Consider the following 19,834-nt stretch of genomic DNA (forward strand, 5'->3'; position numbering starts at 1 on the left):
CTACTCTCTTTATGTTACTTTGGATTTGTCATATAAGGTTGCACGTGAACGACACATAAGTCGCGGAATTTTCCTTCAGCAGTTGTGACAATTACGACTGCTCTTCCTGCACTTTTTCCAGTAATCGTTACTGTCTCACCTTTCGGATAGATGGTGATGACGTCGGAGTTCATATTTGTCCAAATAAGCTCTTGATTCTTTGCCTGCATTGGCAAAACGGAAGCTGATAAATCGGCACTTTGTCCGGTTTTTATTTTAAGCTTATTTTTCTGTATATGAATACCAATTACAGATATAACAGAAGGAGCAATTGAAATTTTGGATGGATTAGGTTGAATGTTTAAACGAGAAGCAGAAGTATTTGTAATAGGTGAAAATTTTCTTATGTGTTGTTGCTGGAAAGCTGCTAACATGTTGGAGTCCCCTTTCTGTATAAGTGCTGATACTAATACTATAAAGGAGCAGTGTTATATTAAATTTAACGAAACATAAAGAATTTGTTAAATTTGAGAAGAAGATTGTCGAACTGTAAAAAGAAAGCTCTGCTGTTGCGATAACAGCAGAGCTTTCTTTTTATAGATTATTACGGTGTTGTTTTTCAAAATCCTCAAATTTCTCTTCAACTTCTTTTGAAGGCTGTGTTAGTAAACTAACAATTACGATCACTATTAAACTAATAGCGAAACCAGGAATCATTTCATATAAGAAATCTTTTAAGAATTTAAACTGTGTCCAAATAATTACTGTGGCTGCACCTGAAATCATGCCAGCAAGTGCGCCCCATTTCGTCATACGTTTCCAATATAAGCTTAATAAAATAGCGGGTCCAAATGAAGAACCAAATCCAGCCCAAGCATATCCAACAAGAGCTAAAATCGTATCATTTTGTTTAAACGCTAATGCGCACCCGACTAAGGCGATAACAAGTACAGCCATACGACCGACAAATACAAGCTCTTTATCAGAAGCAGAACGTTTAAAGAATGTACGATATAAATCTTCTGTTATAGCACTAGAAGTAACAAGAAGCTGAGATGAGATTGTACTCATAATCGCTGCTAAAATCGCTGCTAATAAAAATCCAGTAATAAGTGGATGGAATAAAATTTTTCCAAGTTCAAGGAAAATTGTCTCTGGATTAGATAATGTCAACCCTTGTTGTGAATAGTAAGCAATACCGATCAGACCAGTAAACATAGCTCCGACAACAGAGAAAATCATCCAGCTCATACCAATTCTTCGTGCGCTTTTAATTTCTTTTACAGACGAAATAGCCATAAAGCGTACGATAATATGAGGTTGTCCAACATAACCAAGGCCCCATGCGAATAAAGAAATCATTCCTAAAGTAGAGGCACCTTTAAAAATATCTAAACGTGTTGGATCTACAGATCGAATTGTATCAAACGCAGGTCCAAGTCCGTTCGAATTCATAATTGTTACGATAGGAACAAGAATAAGAGCAATTACCATAATGATTCCTTGCACGAAGTCTGTCCAACTTACTGCTAAGAAACCACCAAATAATGTGTAAGCCACGACAACTGCTGCGACAATGAATAATCCAACATGATAGTTCATACCAAATGAATTTTCAAATAATACAGCACCTGAAACTAGTCCTGAAGCTACATAAAAAGTAAAGAAAATCATAATAACAAGTCCGGATACTAAGCGTAGCATATGAGATTTGTCGTGGAAGCGGTGTTCCAAAAATTCTGGGATAGTAATAGAGTTGTTTGCCATTTCAGAGTAGGTACGTAAGCGAGGAGCGACATAAAGCCAGTTTGCGTATGCGCCTAGTGTTAGGCCGAGCGCAATCCAACTACTACTTAATCCAACGCTAAACATTGCACCGGGTAATCCCATTAAAAGCCAACCACTCATATCGGATGCTCCAGCACTTAATGCTGTTACTGCGGGGCCTAGTGTGCGCCCGCCAAGCATATAATCTGTTAAGTTGGACGTTCGTTTGTAGGCGAAATAGCCGATTACTAACATCCCGAGCATGTAAATAGAGATAGAAGTTAAAGTTAACATCTGCGTACTCATGTAGTTCCCCTTCCTTTTGTCATGTCTTTTGATGCGTTATGCATATTTATAATCTATCATGATTATTCTGAAAAATCCATACAGAAATACGAATTTTCAGAAATGTAAGCGTTTTTTGACATCTTTTTACTTTTTTAATATATAAATTTCAGACAAAAAAACCTTAATTTTAATAGAGTATTTATTATATTTACATAAAAACACGTTGTTTTGTCAATATAATATTGAAAGAAGAGAGAAATATTTTTTTGAAAAAAGTATTGACTTGTGAAAAAAGTTAGGTCTATAATGAGTGCAACTTAAAAAAATGCAAGCGTTGATGAAGAAGAGTACACATGATGAACATGTCAGAGAGCTGATGGTTGGTGCGAATCAGTATGGAATTGATGTGGAATGGGCTTCGGAGCTTCCAAACCGAAACGAAAGAAGTAGGCTTTGGCGACATGATCTCATCGATATAAGAGACACGTATTATTTTTGATACGGCAAAGTGCGTTACATTCGTAACGAATTAAGGTGGCACCACGGGAGTACCCGTCCTTTCTATAGGATGAGTACTCCCTTTTTGTGTATAAAAAATTAAATAAGCTAAATCGTTTAAGTAAGAAGAGTACGTATATTTGGAGACGTTACAGAGAGCCGGGAGCAGGTGGGAGCCCGGTACGGTGCCATATACGGAATGGGCTTACGAGAGGTATGCTGAACAATTTCTATTCAGTAGGCAACCCGGGTTCCGCCGTTAAAAGGATAAGGTATATATTTTGTACCTGAATAAAGCGGGATGCTTTTGCGTCCAACCTGAGGTGGTACCACGGTAAATTTATCGTCCTCTACATATTTCGATATGTAGGGGACTTTTTTATTTTTCAGAGTGAGGTGAAAGGCATGATGACAAAAGAGGAATTTATGAAGCAAAAAGAACAAAGAAACACATTTTTAGTAATCGCTGAAGAAGAAGGAGATAGCATTACGCCAATTTCTTTATATAGACGTATGAAGGGGAAGAAAAAGTTTTTACTAGAAAGCTCGCAGCTTCATCAAGATAAAGGGCGCTATTCTTACTTAGGGTGTAATCCTTATGGAGAAGTGAAAAGCGTTGGTATGGAAGTCGAACGAACGACATATGGGCAAACAGAAAAGTTGCAAGCTAACGTACTGCAAGTGTTAGAAGAGGTAATCGCACCATTGCAAGTAGACAGTCCGTTCCCATTTTGCGGAGGAGCAGTTGGTTATATTGGCTATGATGTCATTCGGCAGTATGAAAACATTGGAGCAGATTTACACGATCCATTAAATATTCCAGAAGTACACCTTTTACTATATCGTGAGTCTACCGTTTACGATCATTTACGCCAAAAGTTGTCGTTTGTATATGTATGCAGGGAAGACGATTCAGCTTCTTATGAAGAAGTATACGAAAGATTGCAAGTATACAAAGAGGAAGTGTTAAAGGGAGAAGAAGCGGAAGTAAATGAAATACAATCAACGTTATCATTCACTTCGTCCATAACTGAAAAAGAATTTTGTGAAATGGTAGAAACAGCGAAAGAATACATTCGGTCCGGAGATATTTTTCAAGTTGTATTATCCCAGCGTTTGCAAAGTGAATGTATTGGAGATCCATTTGCATTATACCGGAAACTTCGAATTGCAAATCCATCACCATATATGTTCTATATCGATTTTCAAGATTATGTTGTACTTGGCTCTTCACCAGAAAGTTTACTATCAGTAAGAGACGATAAGGTGATGACAAACCCAATTGCCGGTACGAGGACGAGAGGGAAAACGAAGCAGGAAGATGAGGAAATCGAAAAAGAACTGTTAGGAAATGAGAAAGAGCGAGCAGAGCATATGATGCTTGTGGACCTAGGACGAAATGATATTGGCAGAGTAAGTGAAATTGGCTCTGTGACGATAGATAAATATATGAAAGTAGAAAAATACTCTCACGTTATGCACATTGTATCTGAAGTTTACGGAACATTGCGAAAACAAACGAGTGGATTTGACGCATTAGCGTATTGTTTACCAGCTGGTACAGTATCAGGTGCTCCGAAAATTAGAGCGATGGAAATTATTAATACGTTAGAGCATGAAAAAAGAAATGTATACGCCGGAGCAGTTGGATATATTTCATTCTCAGGAAATCTTGATATGGCGCTAGCAATTCGAACGATGGTTGTGAAAGATGAGAAAGCGTACGTTCAGGCAGGAGCGGGTATCGTCTACGATTCAGACCCGGTTGCTGAGTATGAAGAAACATTAAATAAAGCGAGAGCGCTTTTGGAGGTTATGAAATGATTGTACTTATCGATAATTATGATTCATTCACATATAACTTGTATCAACTGTTAGGCGAGTACGAGGCAGAAATTGTTGTCGTAAGAAATGATCAAATAACAATTGAACAATTAGAGGAGATGAAGCCGAAAGGAATTGTGCTATCACCAGGACCTGGGAAACCAGAAGATGCTGGAATTTGTATCGATGTTATTCGTCACTTTTATAAGAACGTTCCCATCTTAGGAATTTGTCTTGGCCATCAAGCAATCATATCCGCATTTGGAGGAAAAATTGTTAGGGCAGAGCGCATTAAACATGGAAAAACGTCGCGTGTGAAACATAACGGAACGTCAATCTTTTCGTACGTTACGCAGCCGCTAACGGCAATGCGTTACCATTCACTCGTCGCAGCGCAAAATAGTTTACCACAATGCTTTGACATACTTGCGACAGCGATGGATGACGGAGAAATCATGGCAGTTCGTCACAACTATTATCCGCTCTTCGGATTACAGTTTCACCCAGAATCAATTGCAACAGAAGAAGGCGGAAAGTTAATACGTGCCTTTTTAGCAGAAGTGAAAGAGGAGGAGAGAGTATGAACAGTTATCTTCGAAAATTAGTAGAGGGACAACATTTAACAGAAGAAGAAATGTATGAAGCGGGACTTCTTTTATTAAGTGACAACATATTGGAAAGTGAAGTTGCAGCTTTCTTAGTATTGTTGAAAGCGAAAGGCGAAACAGCAGAAGAAATATACGGTCTCGTTCGTGCTCTTCGAGAAAAGGCATTACCGTTTTCAAATCATATAAAAGGCGCGATGGACAATTGCGGAACGGGTGGTGACGGTGCACAAACATTCAATATTAGTACAACATCGGCATTTGTACTTGCCGGAGCTGGTGTAAAGGTTGCGAAACATGGAAACCGCGCTGTTTCTAGTAAAACAGGAAGTGCTGATTTATTAGAAGAACTCGGTGTAAACATAAGCTGCACGCCGGGTGAGATTGACTATTTATTAGAGAATGTAGGTATTGCCTTCTTATTCGCACCAGCGATGCATCCAGCATTAAGACGCATTATGAAAATAAGAAAAGAATTAAACGTTCCGACGATCTTTAACTTAATTGGACCGTTGACGAATCCGGTTAATTTAGAAACACAATTTGTCGGTATTTATAAGCGAGATATGTTATTGCCGGTAGCGGAAGTATTGCAGAAACTTGGCAGAAAACAAGCGCTCGTCGTAAACGGAAGTGGCTTTTTAGATGAAGCATCATTACAGGGAGAAAATCATGTCGTCGTTTTAAAAGATAATGAAATAGTAGAAATGAGTATTGATCCAGAAAAGTATGGTTTTTCAAGAGTGAAAAATGAAGAAATTAGAGGTGGGAATTCAAAAGAAAATGCAAAGATTACGCTCGGAGTATTAAGCGGAGAAAAGAGTGTCTATCGCGATACTGTTTTATTAAATGCAGGTCTAGCCCTTTTCGCAAATGGAAGAGCAGAAACGATTGAAGAAGGAATTATACTAGCGGCACATAGCATTGACTCTGGAAAAGCATTAGCCAAACTAAACTTATTAATTGCAGCAAGCCATGAAAAATTAGAAAGGGTGAATTAAAATGGGGACGATTTTAGACAAAATTGTAGTGCAAAAGAAAGTAGAAGTTGCGGAGTTATATGAAACATATTCACCAGTGAAAGAAAAAAGGAAAACACACTCACTTGTAAAAGCTTTAGAGCAGTTTACTGTAATAGCAGAGGTAAAGCGAGCGTCTCCATCAAAAGGCGATATTAATTTACACGTTGATGTGCCAAAACAAGTGAAAACATATGAAGAATGCGGTGCTGGAGCAGTTTCGGTTTTAACAGACGGTCAATTTTTTAAAGGGTCGTTTCACGACTTACAAACGGCAAGAGCAGAAAGTAACATTCCGCTTTTATGTAAAGATTTTATAATCGATAAAATCCAAATTGATAGAGCGTATGAAGCTGGTGCAGATCTTATTTTATTAATTGTTGCAGCATTGTCAAAAGAGAAATTAAACGAGCTTTATAACTACGTGCTAGAAAAAGGATTAGAAGCGATTGTTGAAGTTCATGATGAACAGGAATTAGAAATTGCAATCCGATTAAATCCGCACGTTATCGGTATTAACAACCGTAATTTAAAAACATTTGAAGTAGATTTAAGCCAAACTGAAAAGCTCGGAAAACGGCTGAATGAGGAAAACCTACTTTGGATTAGTGAAAGCGGCATTCATTCAAAAGAAGATATCATTCGCGTCAAACGAGCTGGTGCAAAAGGCGTATTAGTCGGAGAAGCGCTTATGACATCATCTTCTATAAGTAACTTTTTCGAAGACTGTAAGGTGAGCATATGAAAGTGAAGATTTGCGGCATCACTGATATGGAAACAGCGCAAAGTGCGTGTGAATATGGCGCAGATGCAATCGGATTTGTTTTTGCAGAAAGTAAACGCCAAATCACTCCAGGGCAAGCGAAAGAAATTATTGGGGAAATTCCAGCCCACGTTTTCAAGGTCGGTGTTTTCGTAAATGAATCAGTAGAAGTGATCCAGAAAATTGCAGAGGAGTGCGGGTTAACGCATGTGCAACTACATGGGGATGAAGACAATGATCAAATCGTAAGATTGAATATTCCGTCTATAAAAGCGGTAGGAGTAGCTTTAGAGAAAGATATTGAATGTGCGAAAAAATACGATACAGATTATTTGTTATTTGATAGCCCGAAAGAAAAGTTCCACGGAGGAAACGGAAAGACATTCTCATGGGAGTTACTTGCACATATGCCAAAAGCATTGCGAGAGAAAACGATATTAGCTGGCGGATTAAACATCCTTAATATAGAAGAAGCAATTCGAACCGTTCAGCCATATATGATCGATGTGAGCAGCGGAGTAGAGACAGAAGGAAAGAAAGATTTGGAGAAAATAAAACAATTTATTAAAAAAGCGAAGGAGTGTTCCAAATGAATTATGCATATCCAGATGAAAAAGGGCATTACGGTATATACGGAGGACGATACGTTCCAGAAACGTTAATGCAATCCGTATTAGAACTAGAAGAAGCATATAAAGAAGCGATGCAAGATGAAGCGTTTCAAAAGGAATTAGATCATTATTTACAAACGTACGTTGGAAGAGAAACACCGCTTTATTTCGCTGAAAATATGACGAAGTATTGCGGCGGAGCAAAGATTTATTTGAAACGTGAAGATTTGAACCATACGGGAGCTCATAAAATTAACAATACAATCGGTCAAGCACTTCTTGCGGTAAGAATGGGTAAGAAGAAAGTTGTCGCTGAAACAGGAGCAGGACAACACGGAGTTGCAACAGCTACTGTATGTGCACTTTTCGGTTTAGAATGCGTCATCTTCATGGGAGAAGAAGATGTGAGACGACAAAAATTAAACGTGTTTCGAATGGAATTACTCGGAGCAAAAGTAGAAAGCGTTGCGGCAGGTAGCGGCACGTTGAAAGATGCGGTAAACGAGGCGCTTCGTTACTGGGTTTCACATGTACACGATACGCACTACATTATGGGATCAGTTCTCGGGCCACATCCATTCCCGCAAATTGTTCGTGATTTCCAAAGTGTAATTGGGAAAGAAACGAAAAAGCAATACGAAGCGTTAGAAGGAAAATTACCAGAAGCAGTCGTTGCTTGTATTGGCGGTGGTAGTAATGCAATGGGAATGTTTTATCCGTTCGTACACGATGAAGAAGTTGCTCTTTACGGTGTTGAAGCAGCTGGAAAAGGTGTTCACACAGAAAAGCACGCAGCCACTTTAACGAAAGGAAGTGTCGGTGTTTTACACGGATCGATGATGTACCTTCTGCAAAATGAAGAAGGGCAAATTCAAGAAGCACACTCTATTTCGGCAGGGCTGGATTACCCAGGTGTTGGGCCAGAACATAGCTTGCTAAAAGATATTGGCCGCGTTTCTTATCATTCCATTACAGATGAAGAAGCGTTAGAAGCATTTCAATTATTAACGAAAAAAGAAGGGATTATCCCGGCATTAGAAAGTTCACATGCTGTTGCATACGCTTTAAAACTAGCGCCGCAAATGAAGAAAGACGAAGGACTTGTCATTTGTTTATCCGGCCGCGGTGATAAAGATGTAGAGAGTATAAAACGTTATATGGAAGAGGTGTAAAAAATGGGAGTAGAAAAAATTATAGCAGCGTTTGAAAATGGCAAGAAAGCATTTATTCCGTATGTAATGGGCGGAGATGGTGGACTTGAAAAGTTAAAAGAAAGAATTCGTTTTCTTGATGAAGCAGGAGCAAGCATCGTTGAAATTGGTATCCCATTTTCAGATCCAGTCGCAGACGGTCCAACTATTCAAAGGGCAGGAAAAAGAGCATTAGATAGCGGTGTAACATTGAAAGGTATTTTTCAAGCATTAATAGAGGTGAGGCAAGAAGTTCAAATTCCATTTGTACTTATGACATATTTAAATCCAGTACTCGCATTCGGAAAGGAACGTTTCATTGAGAGCTGTCTTGAAGCAGGGGTGGACGGTATTATCGTTCCAGACTTACCGTATGAAGAACAAGACATTATTGCACCGCTCCTTCGCGTGGCGAATATCGCTTTAATTCCACTCGTTACCGTAACGAGCCCTATTGAACGAATCGAAAAAATTACGAGTGAATCACAAGGATTCGTCTACGCCGTTACAGTAGCGGGCGTAACGGGAGTACGTCAAAATTTTAAAGATGAGATTCGTAGTTACTTAGAAAAAGTAAAAGCACACGTCCACTTACCAGTAGTCGCAGGATTCGGTATTTCAACACGAGAGCAAATTGAAGAAATGATTACAATATGTGACGGCGTTGTCGTTGGAAGTAAAGTCATTGAGCTGTTAGAAAATGAAAAGCGAGAAGAAATTTGTGAGTTAATACATGCAGTAAAAGAAACAGAAGAGGCTTAAGTCTCTTCTGTTTCTTTTGTGTAATAAATGTTAAAATATACAGAAAATACTTATAACTTAGAGGGTGAGAAGGCATGCTAAGACGTAAACTATTATATCTTCTTTTAACTGTACCATTATACGCTTGGCTCATTAGCATGACGAAAATAGAGTTGATGGCTCTGTTTTTAGGATATGTATTCATCTTTTCCCAATTAAATCGAATACAAGAGCAATCTATTTTAGAAGTATGTATATTTTCGGTTAGTATAGAACTATTTAGTATCGTTTCGATTGTATTATTAAGTGAATTATTCCAATGGATCCATTCATTTGAATTAATAAAACTTGGGAATATTGTATTGCAAGTAATATGTGCTTATATTGTGTTTGTTGTGCTAGAAAAAATGATTGGACAGCAGACTGTTTTTCAGGATAAAAGATAAAATATTAGTTATTCAAAAAAGGAGCCAAGCGGCTCCTTTTTTAAATCTGTTATAAAAATAATTGAAAATCATAACATCTGTTATATAATAGTTAAAAATTGCAATTTTTACGAAAAGAGATGATAGCATGGCCATATTGTTGGCACTTATCCCGATTATGATGATTTTTATTTGTTTGTTTTTGTTTAAACAAACGTCATTAAGAGCCTCATTAATCTCTTATACCGTTTCTGTCGGAATCGTTTTACTCTCGCCAACGTTTCAATTAGGGATAAGTGAAACTGTACACGCAACAATTAAAGGGTGGTTAATTTGTTTCATTGTCGGATACGTTTTATTTTTCGGTATTTTTTTATTTCACCTCATGAACAAAATGGGATACATCGATCAAGTAGCACGATTTCTAGAACAAGTCACGCGCGATCGATTATTGCAAATGCTTCTTATGTGTTTTGGTATTTGTCCACTTATTGAATCAGTGAGTGGATTCGGAATTGGTTTTATGGTCGCAGCACCTATTTTTCTTTCGCTCGGTTATAAACCGTTTCAAGCTGTGCTACTATCGTTTATCGGTTTACTTGCAAGTTCATGGGGCGCAATGGCAACGGGTACGATTATCGGTTCTCAGCTTATTAACATGCCGCTCACAACTCTTGGTACAAATACAGCATTATTAAGCATCCCGATTTTCGCATACTTTATCTTCCTTTCTTTATACGTTGTCGGTGGCTGGCAGGCAGTTATAGAAAAGTGGAAGGAAGGAGTAGGATTCTTTCTATTATTTTCTCTCGGAATCTATCTTTCTAACGCATACGTAAGTGTTGAACTAGCAGGGATATTAAGTTCTATCGTTACCATTTCATTTGGTTTTTTAATCATTAAGTTAAAAGGAAAAGATGAGCAAAACCTTTTAACAGAACATGCGGCGGCTACGGAGAGAGAAGTATCGATTATAAAAATTATTAGTCCTTATATATTCTTAACAGTTTGTATTTTACTTTCTCGCCTCGTTCCAGCATTACATGATTTTCTTAGGTCATATGCAGTTCTCGATTTAAAATCATATTCTTACAAACTAGAGCTACTATATTCGCCAGGATTTTGGCTCGCCATGACTTGTTTATTTACAATTATTTTCTTCCGCATTCCATCTAATGTTATTAAACAATCACTCTCGCAAACGATAAAACAATGGATTCCTTTCGCTATTACAACGACGATGTTCATTGCAATTTCAGAACTAATGGGCGCATCTGGTATGCATTCATTACTCGCAAAAACAGCTGGTGAAACCTTTGGTACCTTTTTCGTTTTCGTTGCTCCATTCATAGGCGGAATTGGCGGTTTTTTAACTGGTAGTAACGCAGGATCAAATGCGATGTTTATAAAGCTACAAATGCAAACAGCCCAAAACGTAGCACTCCCGTGGCAATACGTCACAACGCTCCAAAACACCGCATCATCAGTAGCGACAATCGCTTGTCCATCACGGATTACACTAGGCGCGTATTTATGCAATATCCCGTATCGTGAAAATGAACTATTAAAGAAGACGACGTTAATGATTTTTGGTGCGGTGTTACTTGTAGTAGTGGAAGTTTTCTTTTGGTATATATTGAGAAATTAAAAATCCTCCTAACATAGGAGGATTTTCTTTATGACTGGATAATGTTTTAAATATGAAAAGCTTCTACTAAATGAATAGGAGATGAAAGGTATGCCCTTAAAAAACTACGGTGTATTAAAAGGTACAGTTATACAATCTAAGATTGGAAAAGGCAAAACACCTCATTATCAAGTTCATTTACAAGGTGAAGCAGGAGTAGATTATCGCATTGCAATTAACGTGAAATCGCAAAGTTATCCATCGGAAGTTTTATATTTTGCGAGCGACGATATTCGATCAGAGGCGATTCATATTTTACCGACATTACCGTTCGGTTTTACAGAAATAAAAAATAATGAACCGAAAATAGCTTTAGATTATGTAAGAGGTAATTTATTTGATTCAAAGCAAATGATTCCTTTACCTGCTGAAAAAGCAGGAGTTGATAATGATTTAAATGAAAAGATAGAGCGTTATATAAAGCGAGCAATAGAAGAAAAGGCGATTATTTATGCGTTTGGTGAAAGGTGGGGACCAGAAGAAAAGGTTCCGGATTCGTATTTCCACTTTACACCTGGAAACGGTATACACGATATTCATATGAATCAAGGGAATGTAGAGAAATGGCAAGGTGATGATGGCAAATGGCAAGACGGTGGGATATTGATTCACTTTGAGAAGAAGGAAGAGTGGATTGGTATTTTTCTTGCCTTTCAGTCACAGTCATGGTGTACGGATGAAGAAGGGCATGCTCGTGTTCCGGTTGAGCATTGTGATTATAAGAGAAATAATTGATGGGAAGAGGGCGTTCACAATGAACGCCCTCCTCTTATTTTATAAAACACAAAACTCACAAGTGTAGAAATACAAGAGAAAAGAAGCGCCACACTAGAAAACGCGATGAGATACATATTATACTTCATCATTTTTCCGATGAGTTGGTTACTATCGTACTGAAAAAGTCCTGCAATTATATTGAATAAAAATAACATGATAAACATGACGATAACACCGTCTATTGATCCTTTAATGTCGGGTTTACTTAAAGCGATATGTGCAGAAATACAAATAGCGATAAATAAAAATAACCAAAATGAAGGATTCAATAAATTGTTAAATGTAAATAAGCTTTTCAATAATACAAATGTCGATAGTAGCATGTTTTGGATCATGTCTAAGTTAATAGAAGTCGATGCAACAGTTTTTTCCAGATTCGTATTAAATAAATAATATGACTCTGGTACGAAATAGCGCATTAAAAGTATTAAGGCAGTAATACCAGAAATAATAGGACCGATGCCGATAAAGAAATTACCGATTCGTTGATATACGCTTTTTTGATTGTATTGATGTTGGACGTAACCTAAAGCTCCTTGACTTGTATCTGTCGGGAAGAACTGCGTTGCTACAATTTTATGGCGGAATAATAGACACATAATTGCATGTCCAAGTTCATGAATAGGAACACCAATCCACGCAGTCAAAAGAAAGCCTTTCCTACCAAAAGCTCTCGACCAATACGTTCGTGTGAGAGATTCTAAATAACCTAATATAAATCCAATTACAATGATGACACCAATTAAAGAAAATAATTGGATCACGCTTGTAAGGAGTGTTTGAAAAATCGAGTTTACAAATTCCACTGTCTTCATCCAATCTGTTTAAAGTTTCACTTTATTTGCTCTGTTTCATAATACCATTATTTTTCTATAATACTAGCACACATAGTTTCGTTTAAAAGAAGGATTTCATATTCTTTTTCTTGTAGTCATGTTTTATGTACAAAGTCATATATTGAATTTGTAACACCCTATAAGGTATATGCTTAAGGAGGGATGAGAGAATGAAATGTCCGGCATGTAATACTGAAAATGCAGCGGAAGCAAGGTTTTGCGGGAATTGTGGACATTCGTTAACGGAAGAAGTGGTAGCGAGTGGTGGGCAGGAAGAAGGGCAGCTATCGCGCCCGGCACGAGTAAAGGAAACTCGTCCGAATGAAACGGTAGAGCAAGCGAAACAATTTGCAAGTGGCTATTTTCAGTTCTTTAAAAATGCTTTTAAATCACCATCGGCCATTATGGAAAGTGGAAATATTGAAGTGCGAAATGGAATTGTAAGTCTTGTGCTTATTTGTTTTTTAGGAGCGTGTATTTTTTATAGAATGATGAGCGCAGCGGCGACTGTTACGAGGACATTAGTGCCAGATGTATCTACTCCTACTTTCTTTGGAGAATCTGTAATGGTCTTTTTCTTTTTATTAATTTTAACTTTATTTGTCGGATTTATTATTTTTGTAAGTGGTAAGATGATGAAATCATCTTTTTCTTTTCTTGAAGCATTCGGTATATGGGGGACGATAGCGACGCCAGCTATTGCTATACTAGTTCTTTCTTTTCTTTTTAGTTTTTTATTAATCTTTTTCTTACCAATATTACTATGGATAGCTACAACGTATATGGTAATTAGTATAATTGTAGCTATATTAAAACTAGACAACGGCGGATTAGATCCTGTGTACACACTTATTATCGCAAATGTTTTAATCGGAATTGCAACGTTTATCGTGTTTTGGTCTTACATTAAAACGATAATCCAAACCTTTATCGGGGGATTAACAGGCTTCTAACGAAAAGGTGGTTGAACGGATGAATGTATGCACAAAGTGCGGGACTCATTTTGAAGACAGTGTGCAATTTTGTCAAAACTGCGGGACGAAGAGGCGGGATCCTGTAGTAAAGAAGCAGAAAATGAGCAAAGGGACAATAATTGGAATTACACTTTTAACATTTTTTATTATAGTATTGGGCGGATTATATGCGTATGGATCTTCATATTACTCACAATCATCGCAAGTAGAGAGAATTATTACTGTTTTACAAGAGAGGGACGGGGAGAAATTAGCTGAGATCACCACGGCAGATGATCCAGCCGTTATTGTCACAAGAGAGAGTGTAACGCCTCTATTTTCATATATAAAAGAAAATCCATCTTACAGCCCTTTCCGAACGAGAAAGCATTGCCTTTAGGCATGGGATGAAAGTGAGGTTGGATACGGAGTACCACTAAAAATCGCAAGGTTCGTGGTACTTTAAGTATCCAAAATATAGGGAGTTTCTTCGAGTCTTTTTGTTGTAATTTTTCGAAAGTAAATGATACATTGTAACTAGAATCAATGATGATAGCAGTACGTTTCAAAGTGTTTGAGAGGAAAATCTCCTCACCTCATGTAGTTGTAAAGTTTATGGACACGTTCTCATTTTGTTTCTATTGCTAGAAATGTATCAAATGCACGATGTTGAAAATCAAAAAACAAGGGGATGAAACGCATGTCACAGACCCTAACAGTGAAAGTGAAATTGATTCCAACAAAAGAGCAAATCCGTTTATTAGAACAAAGTAGTCATGAATATATCAAAGTTATAAATACACTTGTATCGGAAATGGTTAAAGCAAAGACAAGTACGAAAAAAAGCACAAAAGATATTGAAGCAAATATCCCAAGTGCGGTGAAGAATCAAGCAATCAAAGACGCGAAAAGTTTGTTTGCTACAAAAGTAAAGAAAAGCAATTATAAAATCATTCCGATTTTAAAGAGGCCTGTTTGTATATGGAACAATCAAAATTATTCGTTTGACGCCACTCATATTTCAATCCCGTTTAAGGTAAATGGAAAGGCCACTCGTTTAAAGGTCCGAGCTTTATTAATCGATAAAAACAATCGCAATTTGGATTTGCTAAAACATAAGTTAGGTACACTTCGCATCACAAAGAAATCGAATAAGTGGATGGCCCAAATATCTGTCATGGTTCCTACAAATGAAAGAGCAGGGACTAAAATTTTAGGAGTAGACCTAGGCCTCAAAGTCCCTGCGGTAGCGATTACAGATGATGACAAGGTTCGTTTCTTTGGAAATGGTAGGCAAAACAAATATAGGAAGCGTAAGTTTCGTAGTGTGCGTAAGAAGTTAGGAAAAGACAAAAAAGTGAATGCGATTCGGCGATTGGATGATAAAGAACAAAGATGGATGCAAGATAAAGATCATAAAATAAGTCGTGAAATTATTAATTTTGCGATTGCAAATCATATTTCTGTCATTCGATTAGAACAATTAACGAATATAAGACAGACGGCAAGAACAAGCCGTAAAAACGAAAAAAACCTACACACTTGGTCATTCTATCGTTTATCACGATTTATTGCATACAAAGCAGCATTAGTTGGTATTCAGGTTGAATATGTGAATCCGGCTTATACAAGTCAAAGCTGTCCGAAATGTGCTGAAAAGAATAAGGCACAAGACAGAAAATACAAGTGTCCATGTAGGTTTGAGACACATCGTGATATCGTTGGGGCGATGAATATTCGCTATGCAACTGTGATTGATGGTAACAGTCAATCAGCCTAAGCACCTATATGGTCTGGTTTAGGAGGGGCAATGAGATGCCCTCATCTTGAAGGCTGTTCAAAACAGAAATGGACTGCGAACGTTTAGTCATTCAAGAATCCCACCCGTAATTCCATAAGGATTCGGGCTTGCGACTTTAGTCGTGGGAGTCTCAAGTGAATGAATTGAACGAATATTTGAGGCAAGGTGAAAAACGAGGGGATGGAATAGAAAGAGCAGATTTTTCTTTAACGAAAGACGGGAAGTATTTCTTTTTATTTGATCGGTATAAATTGAAAGCGAAGACGTATTATACGACGTTGCTTTCAAACGAAAGATATGCAAGCGTATTTTTTAAAACAGTCTTGGTACAGAGAAAATCCGTATTTTACAGGAACGTTAACGAGTGTGGAATCTTATAATGTTGAACTGATTAAATCAAGAGAATAGAGTGCATGAAAAAGGTACAGTGTATATTACTGTACCTTTTCTATGGTTGTTTAGCTGGACCAGGATCCCTTGAGAAAAAGATGTGAAAGAGGAATGTGACTTTACTTGCTCCTCCTGATGTACTTGCTTGCACATCAGATAAAGAACTAGACGTTAAAGCAGCTTCAGAACGAGGGGGAACGACTATTTTGAGTGCATCATCTGATTCTGATGATATAGTAACCGTTATTGTATCCTCAGAAAAGTTCACAATTTTAACAGTACCAACTGGGAAGATGGATTTGCGAGCGTGTGAGGCAGAAGCAAAGCGAGTCGATTTCCAAATAGTTTGTGAGAAAGTGTCATTATCAGATAACCAAGCACGTGCACTGTATAAAGTTACACTAACGGTAAACTCTTGTTCAAGCGGGAGGGCGGGTCCCGGTTCTATCGGTTCCTCTGGAAGCTGGACGAGAAGGCCGGCGCACATGTATATTTCACCTACTTTCAATAGTTGCTGTTATAGCATATTAAACATCTTGTTTATAAGACACGACGGATACCTATTAAGGCATAGTTTTGTGCACCAAACTTGTAGATTAAATTCTTTTTCTTTACAATTTAAGTAGGTGTTATTTCTATAAAATATGGAAATCGTAAAGAGTATGTAAAAAAGAAGGAGTGGTAAAGTGAACTATGTCATTATTGGCGGAGATGCCGCTGGTATGAGTGCAGCAATGCAAATTGTTAGAAACGATGAAACTGCAAATGTTGTAACGTTAGAAAAAGGTGAAATCTATTCATACGCTCAGTGCGGATTACCGTATGTGATTAGTGGTGTTATTGCTTCTACTGAAAAGTTAATTGCACGCGATGTAAAGACGTTTCGTGATAAATATGGAATTGATGCGAAAGTACGTCATGAAGTAACGAAAGTAGATACGGAAAAGAAAATTGTGTATGCGGAGCATACGAAGACAAAAGATGTATTTGAATTTCCGTATGACCGTTTATTAATTGCGACTGGAGTGCGTCCTGTTATGCCAGAATGGGAAGGGCGAGATTTGCAAGGCGTTCATCTTTTAAAAACAATTCCGGATGCTGAGCGCATATTAAAAACGCTAGAAACGAATAAAGTTAAGGATGTAACTATTATTGGCGGCGGTGCAATTGGTCTAGAGATGGCAGAAACATTTGTAGAACTAGGAAAGAAAGTAAGAATGATTGAGAGAAACGATCATATTGGCACAATTTATGATGCGGATATGGCGGAATATATACATAAAGAAGCAGATAAACATAATATTGAAATTTTAACAAATGAAAATGTAAAAGCGTTTAAAGGAAAAGAGAGAGTGGAACAAATTGAAACAGATAAAGGTACGTATAAAACAGATCTCGTTTTAGTATCTGTCGGTGTACAGTCAAATACTGATTTTCTTGAAGGGACAAATATACGTAAAACTCATAAAGGTGCAATTGAAGTAAATGCTTATATGCAAACGAATGTACAAGACGTATATGCAGCAGGGGATTGTGCAACGCATTACCATGTAATAAAGGAAATTCATGACCATATCCCGCTTGGAACGACTGCGAATAAACAAGGGCGACTTGCTGGACTCAATATGGTTGATAAACGAAGAGCGTTTAAAGGCACTCTCGGCACAGGCATTATTAAATTTATGAATCTGACGCTCGCAAGAACAGGTTTAAATGAAAAAGAAGCAAAAGGGCTAAACATCCCGTATAAGACGGTCAAAGTAGATTCAACAAATATGGCAGGCTATTACCCGAGTGCTTCGCCACTTCACTTGAAATTACTATATCACGCCGATACGAAACAATTATTAGGCGGACAAGTAATTGGAGAAGAAGGTGTAGATAAACGTATTGATGTTATCGCAATGGCACTTTTCAATAAAATGAGTATTCACGATTTAGAAGATGTCGACTTAAGTTACGCACCACCATATAACAGCGTTTGGGATCCAATTCAACAAGCAGCAAGGAGAGCGGAATAGCACTTTTTTAAGTGCTATTTTTTTTGTGAAAGGGGAATAAATAAAGTTTCACTTTATTGTGAATATACCGTTCACCCTTGAAAACATAGTGCGTATCGCTTATATTGTCATATAGTATTTATTTTTTAATAAAGCAATGAACGAACCAGGGGGCACAGTATGGCAATTAACATGAATACAATCGAAGAATGGATTGCTGAATCAAATGCAAGAAACGAAGAAGACTTAGGAAACGTTGTTGAAGAGATGAAAGAAGTATGTGTCGGACTTGATAACGCGACATTAATTTATACGAAAAACGTATTTTGTTTCGGTAAGAAAGTAGAAGTATTGTTCTTCTTCCAAGATCACGTCGTTATCGGAGAAGAGAAGGAAGAGTATATTGAGATTGAAAAATTAAAGTATGATAACATTACAAATAGCAACTTAAAAACAAATGACAAAAATACAACGTTAGAATTAAAGTTTGCTAATGGACAATCTATCAATTTAGATAGTTTAAATGATAACTACGGTACGAAAAATTGGTTATTTGCGAGACAAATTAAGAGTATTTTTAAAGTAATCTAGTGAAAAAGCAGGCCTCAAAGGGGGCTGCTTTTTTAGGTTGTAGATAAAGAAACAAGTGCTGATAATACTTCAGGGTATAAGTAACGATTTCGAACAAATGTTTCCTAAAAGTAAATGAAATGGTATTAAGTTTTAACGTTAGATTTATAATGCCTGGAATAATGAGTGAGTAGAGTTTATTAAATAAAAAAATAAAATTTCATAGGTTATATATATCTGAAAATTTATTTAAAAATAATTTTCTAAAGATATTGCAATTTCTTTATATTTTGTATATACTAAATTTTGTAAGCTATAAAATTGAATATAAAGATTAATTCTTATTAAGAGAGGTAGAGGGACTGGCCCTATGACACCTCAGCAACCTTGTGTTTAAAAGAAGGTGCTAATTCCTGTAGGATGTATATCCTAAAAAATAAGAAGAAGTATTTTTAATAAAAAAACCCTTCTCCTTATTTAGAGAAGGGTTTTTTATTAGCGTCTTTTATTATTACCATAAATACTATAAAAATGATAAAAAAGAGATATATGTACAATTAATTCATATTATACACATGCGTTTAATGTGTATTGGTGGCGTATTCAAATTCATAAAACTATTTATTTATTGAAAGGAGGTGAAAAAATGGAAAAGTACTTAGAATCAATTCTTGAAGAAGTAGAAACAAATAGTAAAGAAGAGTTGTCATTAGAAGATGCAACAGCAATGCATTCTTTAGCCTTCGTATTAGCGGGTGAAATGACATCTATGTAGTGTTGTATCTTCTAAGTGAAGGGAGGTGAAAGAAATGGAAAAGTACTTAGAATCAATTCTTGAAGAAGTAGAAACAAATAGTAAAGAAGAGTTGTCATTAGAAGATGCAACAGCAATGCATACTTTAGCCTTTGTATTAGCGGGTGAAATGACATCTATGTAGTGTTGTATCTTCTAAGTGAAGGGAGGTGAAAGAAATGGAAGAGTACTTAGAATCGATTCTTGAGGAAGTAGAAACGAATAGTCAAGAAGAATTGTCATTAGAAGATGCAACAGCAATGCATACTTTAGCCTTTGTATTAGCGGGTGAAATGACATCTATGTAATCAATTGAG

The 19,834-nt window shown here is 37.0% G+C and carries 22 protein-coding genes, 2 pseudogenes, 1 riboswitch and 2 other annotated features; of the genes and pseudogenes, 20 read left to right on the plus strand and 4 right to left on the minus strand.

Annotated elements, in window-relative coordinates:
* Positions 1 to 14: 14 nt before the first annotated feature.
* Positions 15 to 413, minus strand: a complete 399-nt coding sequence (locus ABH959_RS21190; RefSeq protein ID WP_113937704.1) for an Ig-like domain-containing protein — start codon at positions 411 to 413, stop codon at positions 15 to 17.
* A 160-nt stretch (positions 414 to 573) separates the two neighbouring features.
* Positions 574 to 2,052 carry a sodium/proline symporter PutP gene (putP, locus tag ABH959_RS21195; protein ID WP_113937705.1) on the minus strand — a complete coding sequence of 493 codons (1,479 nt, stop codon included), beginning with the start codon at positions 2,050 to 2,052 and terminating at the stop codon, positions 574 to 576.
* 307 nt (positions 2,053 to 2,359) lie between these two features.
* Positions 2,360 to 2,597, plus strand: a binding site (T-box leader).
* 42 nt (positions 2,598 to 2,639) lie between these two features.
* Positions 2,640 to 2,886 (plus strand) — a binding site (T-box leader).
* A 51-nt stretch (positions 2,887 to 2,937) separates the two neighbouring features.
* Between putP and trpE the strand changes: the two genes are divergently transcribed.
* The 10 genes from trpE to ABH959_RS21245 all read left to right on the plus strand — a co-directional run bounded on the left by trpE (position 2,938) and on the right by ABH959_RS21245 (position 12,132).
* A complete protein-coding gene (gene trpE, locus ABH959_RS21200; protein WP_404493129.1) occupies positions 2,938 to 4,356 on the plus strand; it encodes an anthranilate synthase component I in 1,419 nt (472 codons plus the stop codon).
* Positions 4,353 to 4,940 (plus strand): anthranilate synthase component II, encoded by a 588-nt coding sequence (locus ABH959_RS21205; protein WP_404493131.1) that lies wholly within the window; start codon positions 4,353 to 4,355, stop codon positions 4,938 to 4,940. Before trpE ends, ABH959_RS21205 begins: the two co-directional genes overlap by 4 nt.
* Positions 4,937 to 5,962, plus strand: coding sequence for an anthranilate phosphoribosyltransferase (gene trpD, locus ABH959_RS21210; protein WP_113937708.1), 1,026 nt, complete (start codon positions 4,937 to 4,939; stop codon positions 5,960 to 5,962). Before ABH959_RS21205 ends, trpD begins: the two co-directional genes overlap by 4 nt.
* A 1-nt stretch (position 5,963) precedes the next feature.
* Positions 5,964 to 6,725, plus strand: coding sequence for an indole-3-glycerol phosphate synthase TrpC (gene trpC, locus ABH959_RS21215; protein ID WP_113937709.1), 762 nt, complete (start codon positions 5,964 to 5,966; stop codon positions 6,723 to 6,725).
* On the plus strand, positions 6,722 to 7,336 hold the full coding sequence (locus ABH959_RS21220; RefSeq protein WP_113937710.1) for a phosphoribosylanthranilate isomerase: 615 nt from the start codon (positions 6,722 to 6,724) through the stop codon (positions 7,334 to 7,336). Before trpC ends, ABH959_RS21220 begins: the two co-directional genes overlap by 4 nt.
* Positions 7,333 to 8,526 carry a tryptophan synthase subunit beta gene (trpB, locus tag ABH959_RS21225; protein WP_002086917.1) on the plus strand — a complete coding sequence of 398 codons (1,194 nt, stop codon included), beginning with the start codon at positions 7,333 to 7,335 and terminating at the stop codon, positions 8,524 to 8,526. Before ABH959_RS21220 ends, trpB begins: the two co-directional genes overlap by 4 nt.
* A 3-nt stretch (positions 8,527 to 8,529) precedes the next feature.
* A complete protein-coding gene (gene trpA, locus ABH959_RS21230) occupies positions 8,530 to 9,306 on the plus strand; it encodes a tryptophan synthase subunit alpha (protein WP_002011422.1) in 777 nt (258 codons plus the stop codon).
* 74 nt (positions 9,307 to 9,380) lie between these two features.
* On the plus strand, positions 9,381 to 9,731 hold the full coding sequence (locus tag ABH959_RS21235) for a DUF4029 domain-containing protein (RefSeq protein ID WP_002086916.1): 351 nt from the start codon (positions 9,381 to 9,383) through the stop codon (positions 9,729 to 9,731).
* A gap of 127 nt (positions 9,732 to 9,858) precedes the next feature.
* Entirely contained in the window at positions 9,859 to 11,358 is a 1,500-nt protein-coding gene (locus tag ABH959_RS21240) for an L-lactate permease (protein WP_113937711.1), read from the plus strand.
* A 90-nt stretch (positions 11,359 to 11,448) separates the two neighbouring features.
* Positions 11,449 to 12,132 (plus strand): DUF2278 family protein, encoded by a 684-nt coding sequence (locus ABH959_RS21245; protein WP_113937712.1) that lies wholly within the window; start codon positions 11,449 to 11,451, stop codon positions 12,130 to 12,132.
* A 14-nt stretch (positions 12,133 to 12,146) separates the two neighbouring features.
* On the opposite strand, the gene ABH959_RS21250 is transcribed toward ABH959_RS21245, so the two are convergent.
* The gene (locus tag ABH959_RS21250) at positions 12,147 to 12,980 is read right to left on the minus strand and encodes a hypothetical protein (protein ID WP_113937713.1); all 834 of its coding nucleotides are present in this window, start codon (positions 12,978 to 12,980) and stop codon (positions 12,147 to 12,149) included.
* Between the two features lie 200 nt (positions 12,981 to 13,180).
* Here ABH959_RS21250 and ABH959_RS21255 point away from each other — a divergent pair, with 200 nt between their 5' ends.
* The 5 genes and pseudogenes from ABH959_RS21255 to ABH959_RS21275 all read left to right on the plus strand — a co-directional run bounded on the left by ABH959_RS21255 (position 13,181) and on the right by ABH959_RS21275 (position 16,172).
* A complete protein-coding gene (locus ABH959_RS21255; RefSeq protein ID WP_113937714.1) occupies positions 13,181 to 13,963 on the plus strand; it encodes a zinc ribbon domain-containing protein in 783 nt (260 codons plus the stop codon).
* Positions 13,964 to 13,982: 19 nt separating this feature from the next.
* A pseudogene (locus ABH959_RS21260) lies at positions 13,983 to 14,330 on the plus strand (TcaA second domain-containing protein); the annotation flags it as partial.
* Between the two features lie 333 nt (positions 14,331 to 14,663).
* Positions 14,664 to 15,743: an RNA-guided endonuclease InsQ/TnpB family protein gene (locus ABH959_RS21265; RefSeq protein ID WP_113937715.1), complete on the plus strand. Its 1,080-nt coding sequence runs from the start codon at positions 14,664 to 14,666 to the stop codon at positions 15,741 to 15,743.
* 149 nt (positions 15,744 to 15,892) lie between these two features.
* Positions 15,893 to 16,060: pseudogene (locus tag ABH959_RS21270) on the plus strand (zinc ribbon domain-containing protein); the annotation flags it as partial.
* A gap of 1 nt (position 16,061) precedes the next feature.
* A complete protein-coding gene (locus ABH959_RS21275) occupies positions 16,062 to 16,172 on the plus strand; it encodes a YARHG domain-containing protein (protein ID WP_235661787.1) in 111 nt (36 codons plus the stop codon).
* 40 nt (positions 16,173 to 16,212) lie between these two features.
* On the opposite strand, the gene ABH959_RS21280 is transcribed toward ABH959_RS21275, so the two are convergent.
* On the minus strand, positions 16,213 to 16,641 hold the full coding sequence (locus tag ABH959_RS21280; RefSeq protein WP_002135033.1) for a hypothetical protein: 429 nt from the start codon (positions 16,639 to 16,641) through the stop codon (positions 16,213 to 16,215).
* Positions 16,642 to 16,840: 199 nt separating this feature from the next.
* Between ABH959_RS21280 and ABH959_RS21285 the strand changes: the two genes are divergently transcribed.
* From ABH959_RS21285 to ABH959_RS21305, 5 genes are all read left to right on the plus strand, one after another.
* On the plus strand, positions 16,841 to 18,175 hold the full coding sequence (locus ABH959_RS21285; protein ID WP_113937716.1) for an FAD-dependent oxidoreductase: 1,335 nt from the start codon (positions 16,841 to 16,843) through the stop codon (positions 18,173 to 18,175).
* 159 nt (positions 18,176 to 18,334) lie between these two features.
* On the plus strand, positions 18,335 to 18,745 hold the full coding sequence (locus tag ABH959_RS21290) for a DUF3908 family protein (RefSeq protein ID WP_113937717.1): 411 nt from the start codon (positions 18,335 to 18,337) through the stop codon (positions 18,743 to 18,745).
* Between the two features lie 317 nt (positions 18,746 to 19,062).
* Positions 19,063 to 19,167, plus strand: a riboswitch (SAM riboswitch).
* A 203-nt stretch (positions 19,168 to 19,370) separates the two neighbouring features.
* Positions 19,371 to 19,499 (plus strand): hypothetical protein, encoded by a 129-nt coding sequence (locus ABH959_RS21295; RefSeq protein ID WP_404491169.1) that lies wholly within the window; start codon positions 19,371 to 19,373, stop codon positions 19,497 to 19,499.
* A 34-nt stretch (positions 19,500 to 19,533) separates the two neighbouring features.
* Positions 19,534 to 19,662, plus strand: a complete 129-nt coding sequence (locus ABH959_RS21300) for a hypothetical protein (protein WP_258550641.1) — start codon at positions 19,534 to 19,536, stop codon at positions 19,660 to 19,662.
* A gap of 34 nt (positions 19,663 to 19,696) precedes the next feature.
* The gene (locus tag ABH959_RS21305) at positions 19,697 to 19,825 is read left to right on the plus strand and encodes a hypothetical protein (RefSeq protein ID WP_258550642.1); all 129 of its coding nucleotides are present in this window, start codon (positions 19,697 to 19,699) and stop codon (positions 19,823 to 19,825) included.
* Positions 19,826 to 19,834: the final 9 nt, after the last annotated feature.

This window comes from Bacillus sp. RC51 (genome assembly GCF_044908115.1).
Classification (GTDB): domain Bacteria; phylum Bacillota; class Bacilli; order Bacillales; family Bacillaceae_G; genus Bacillus_A; species Bacillus_A mycoides.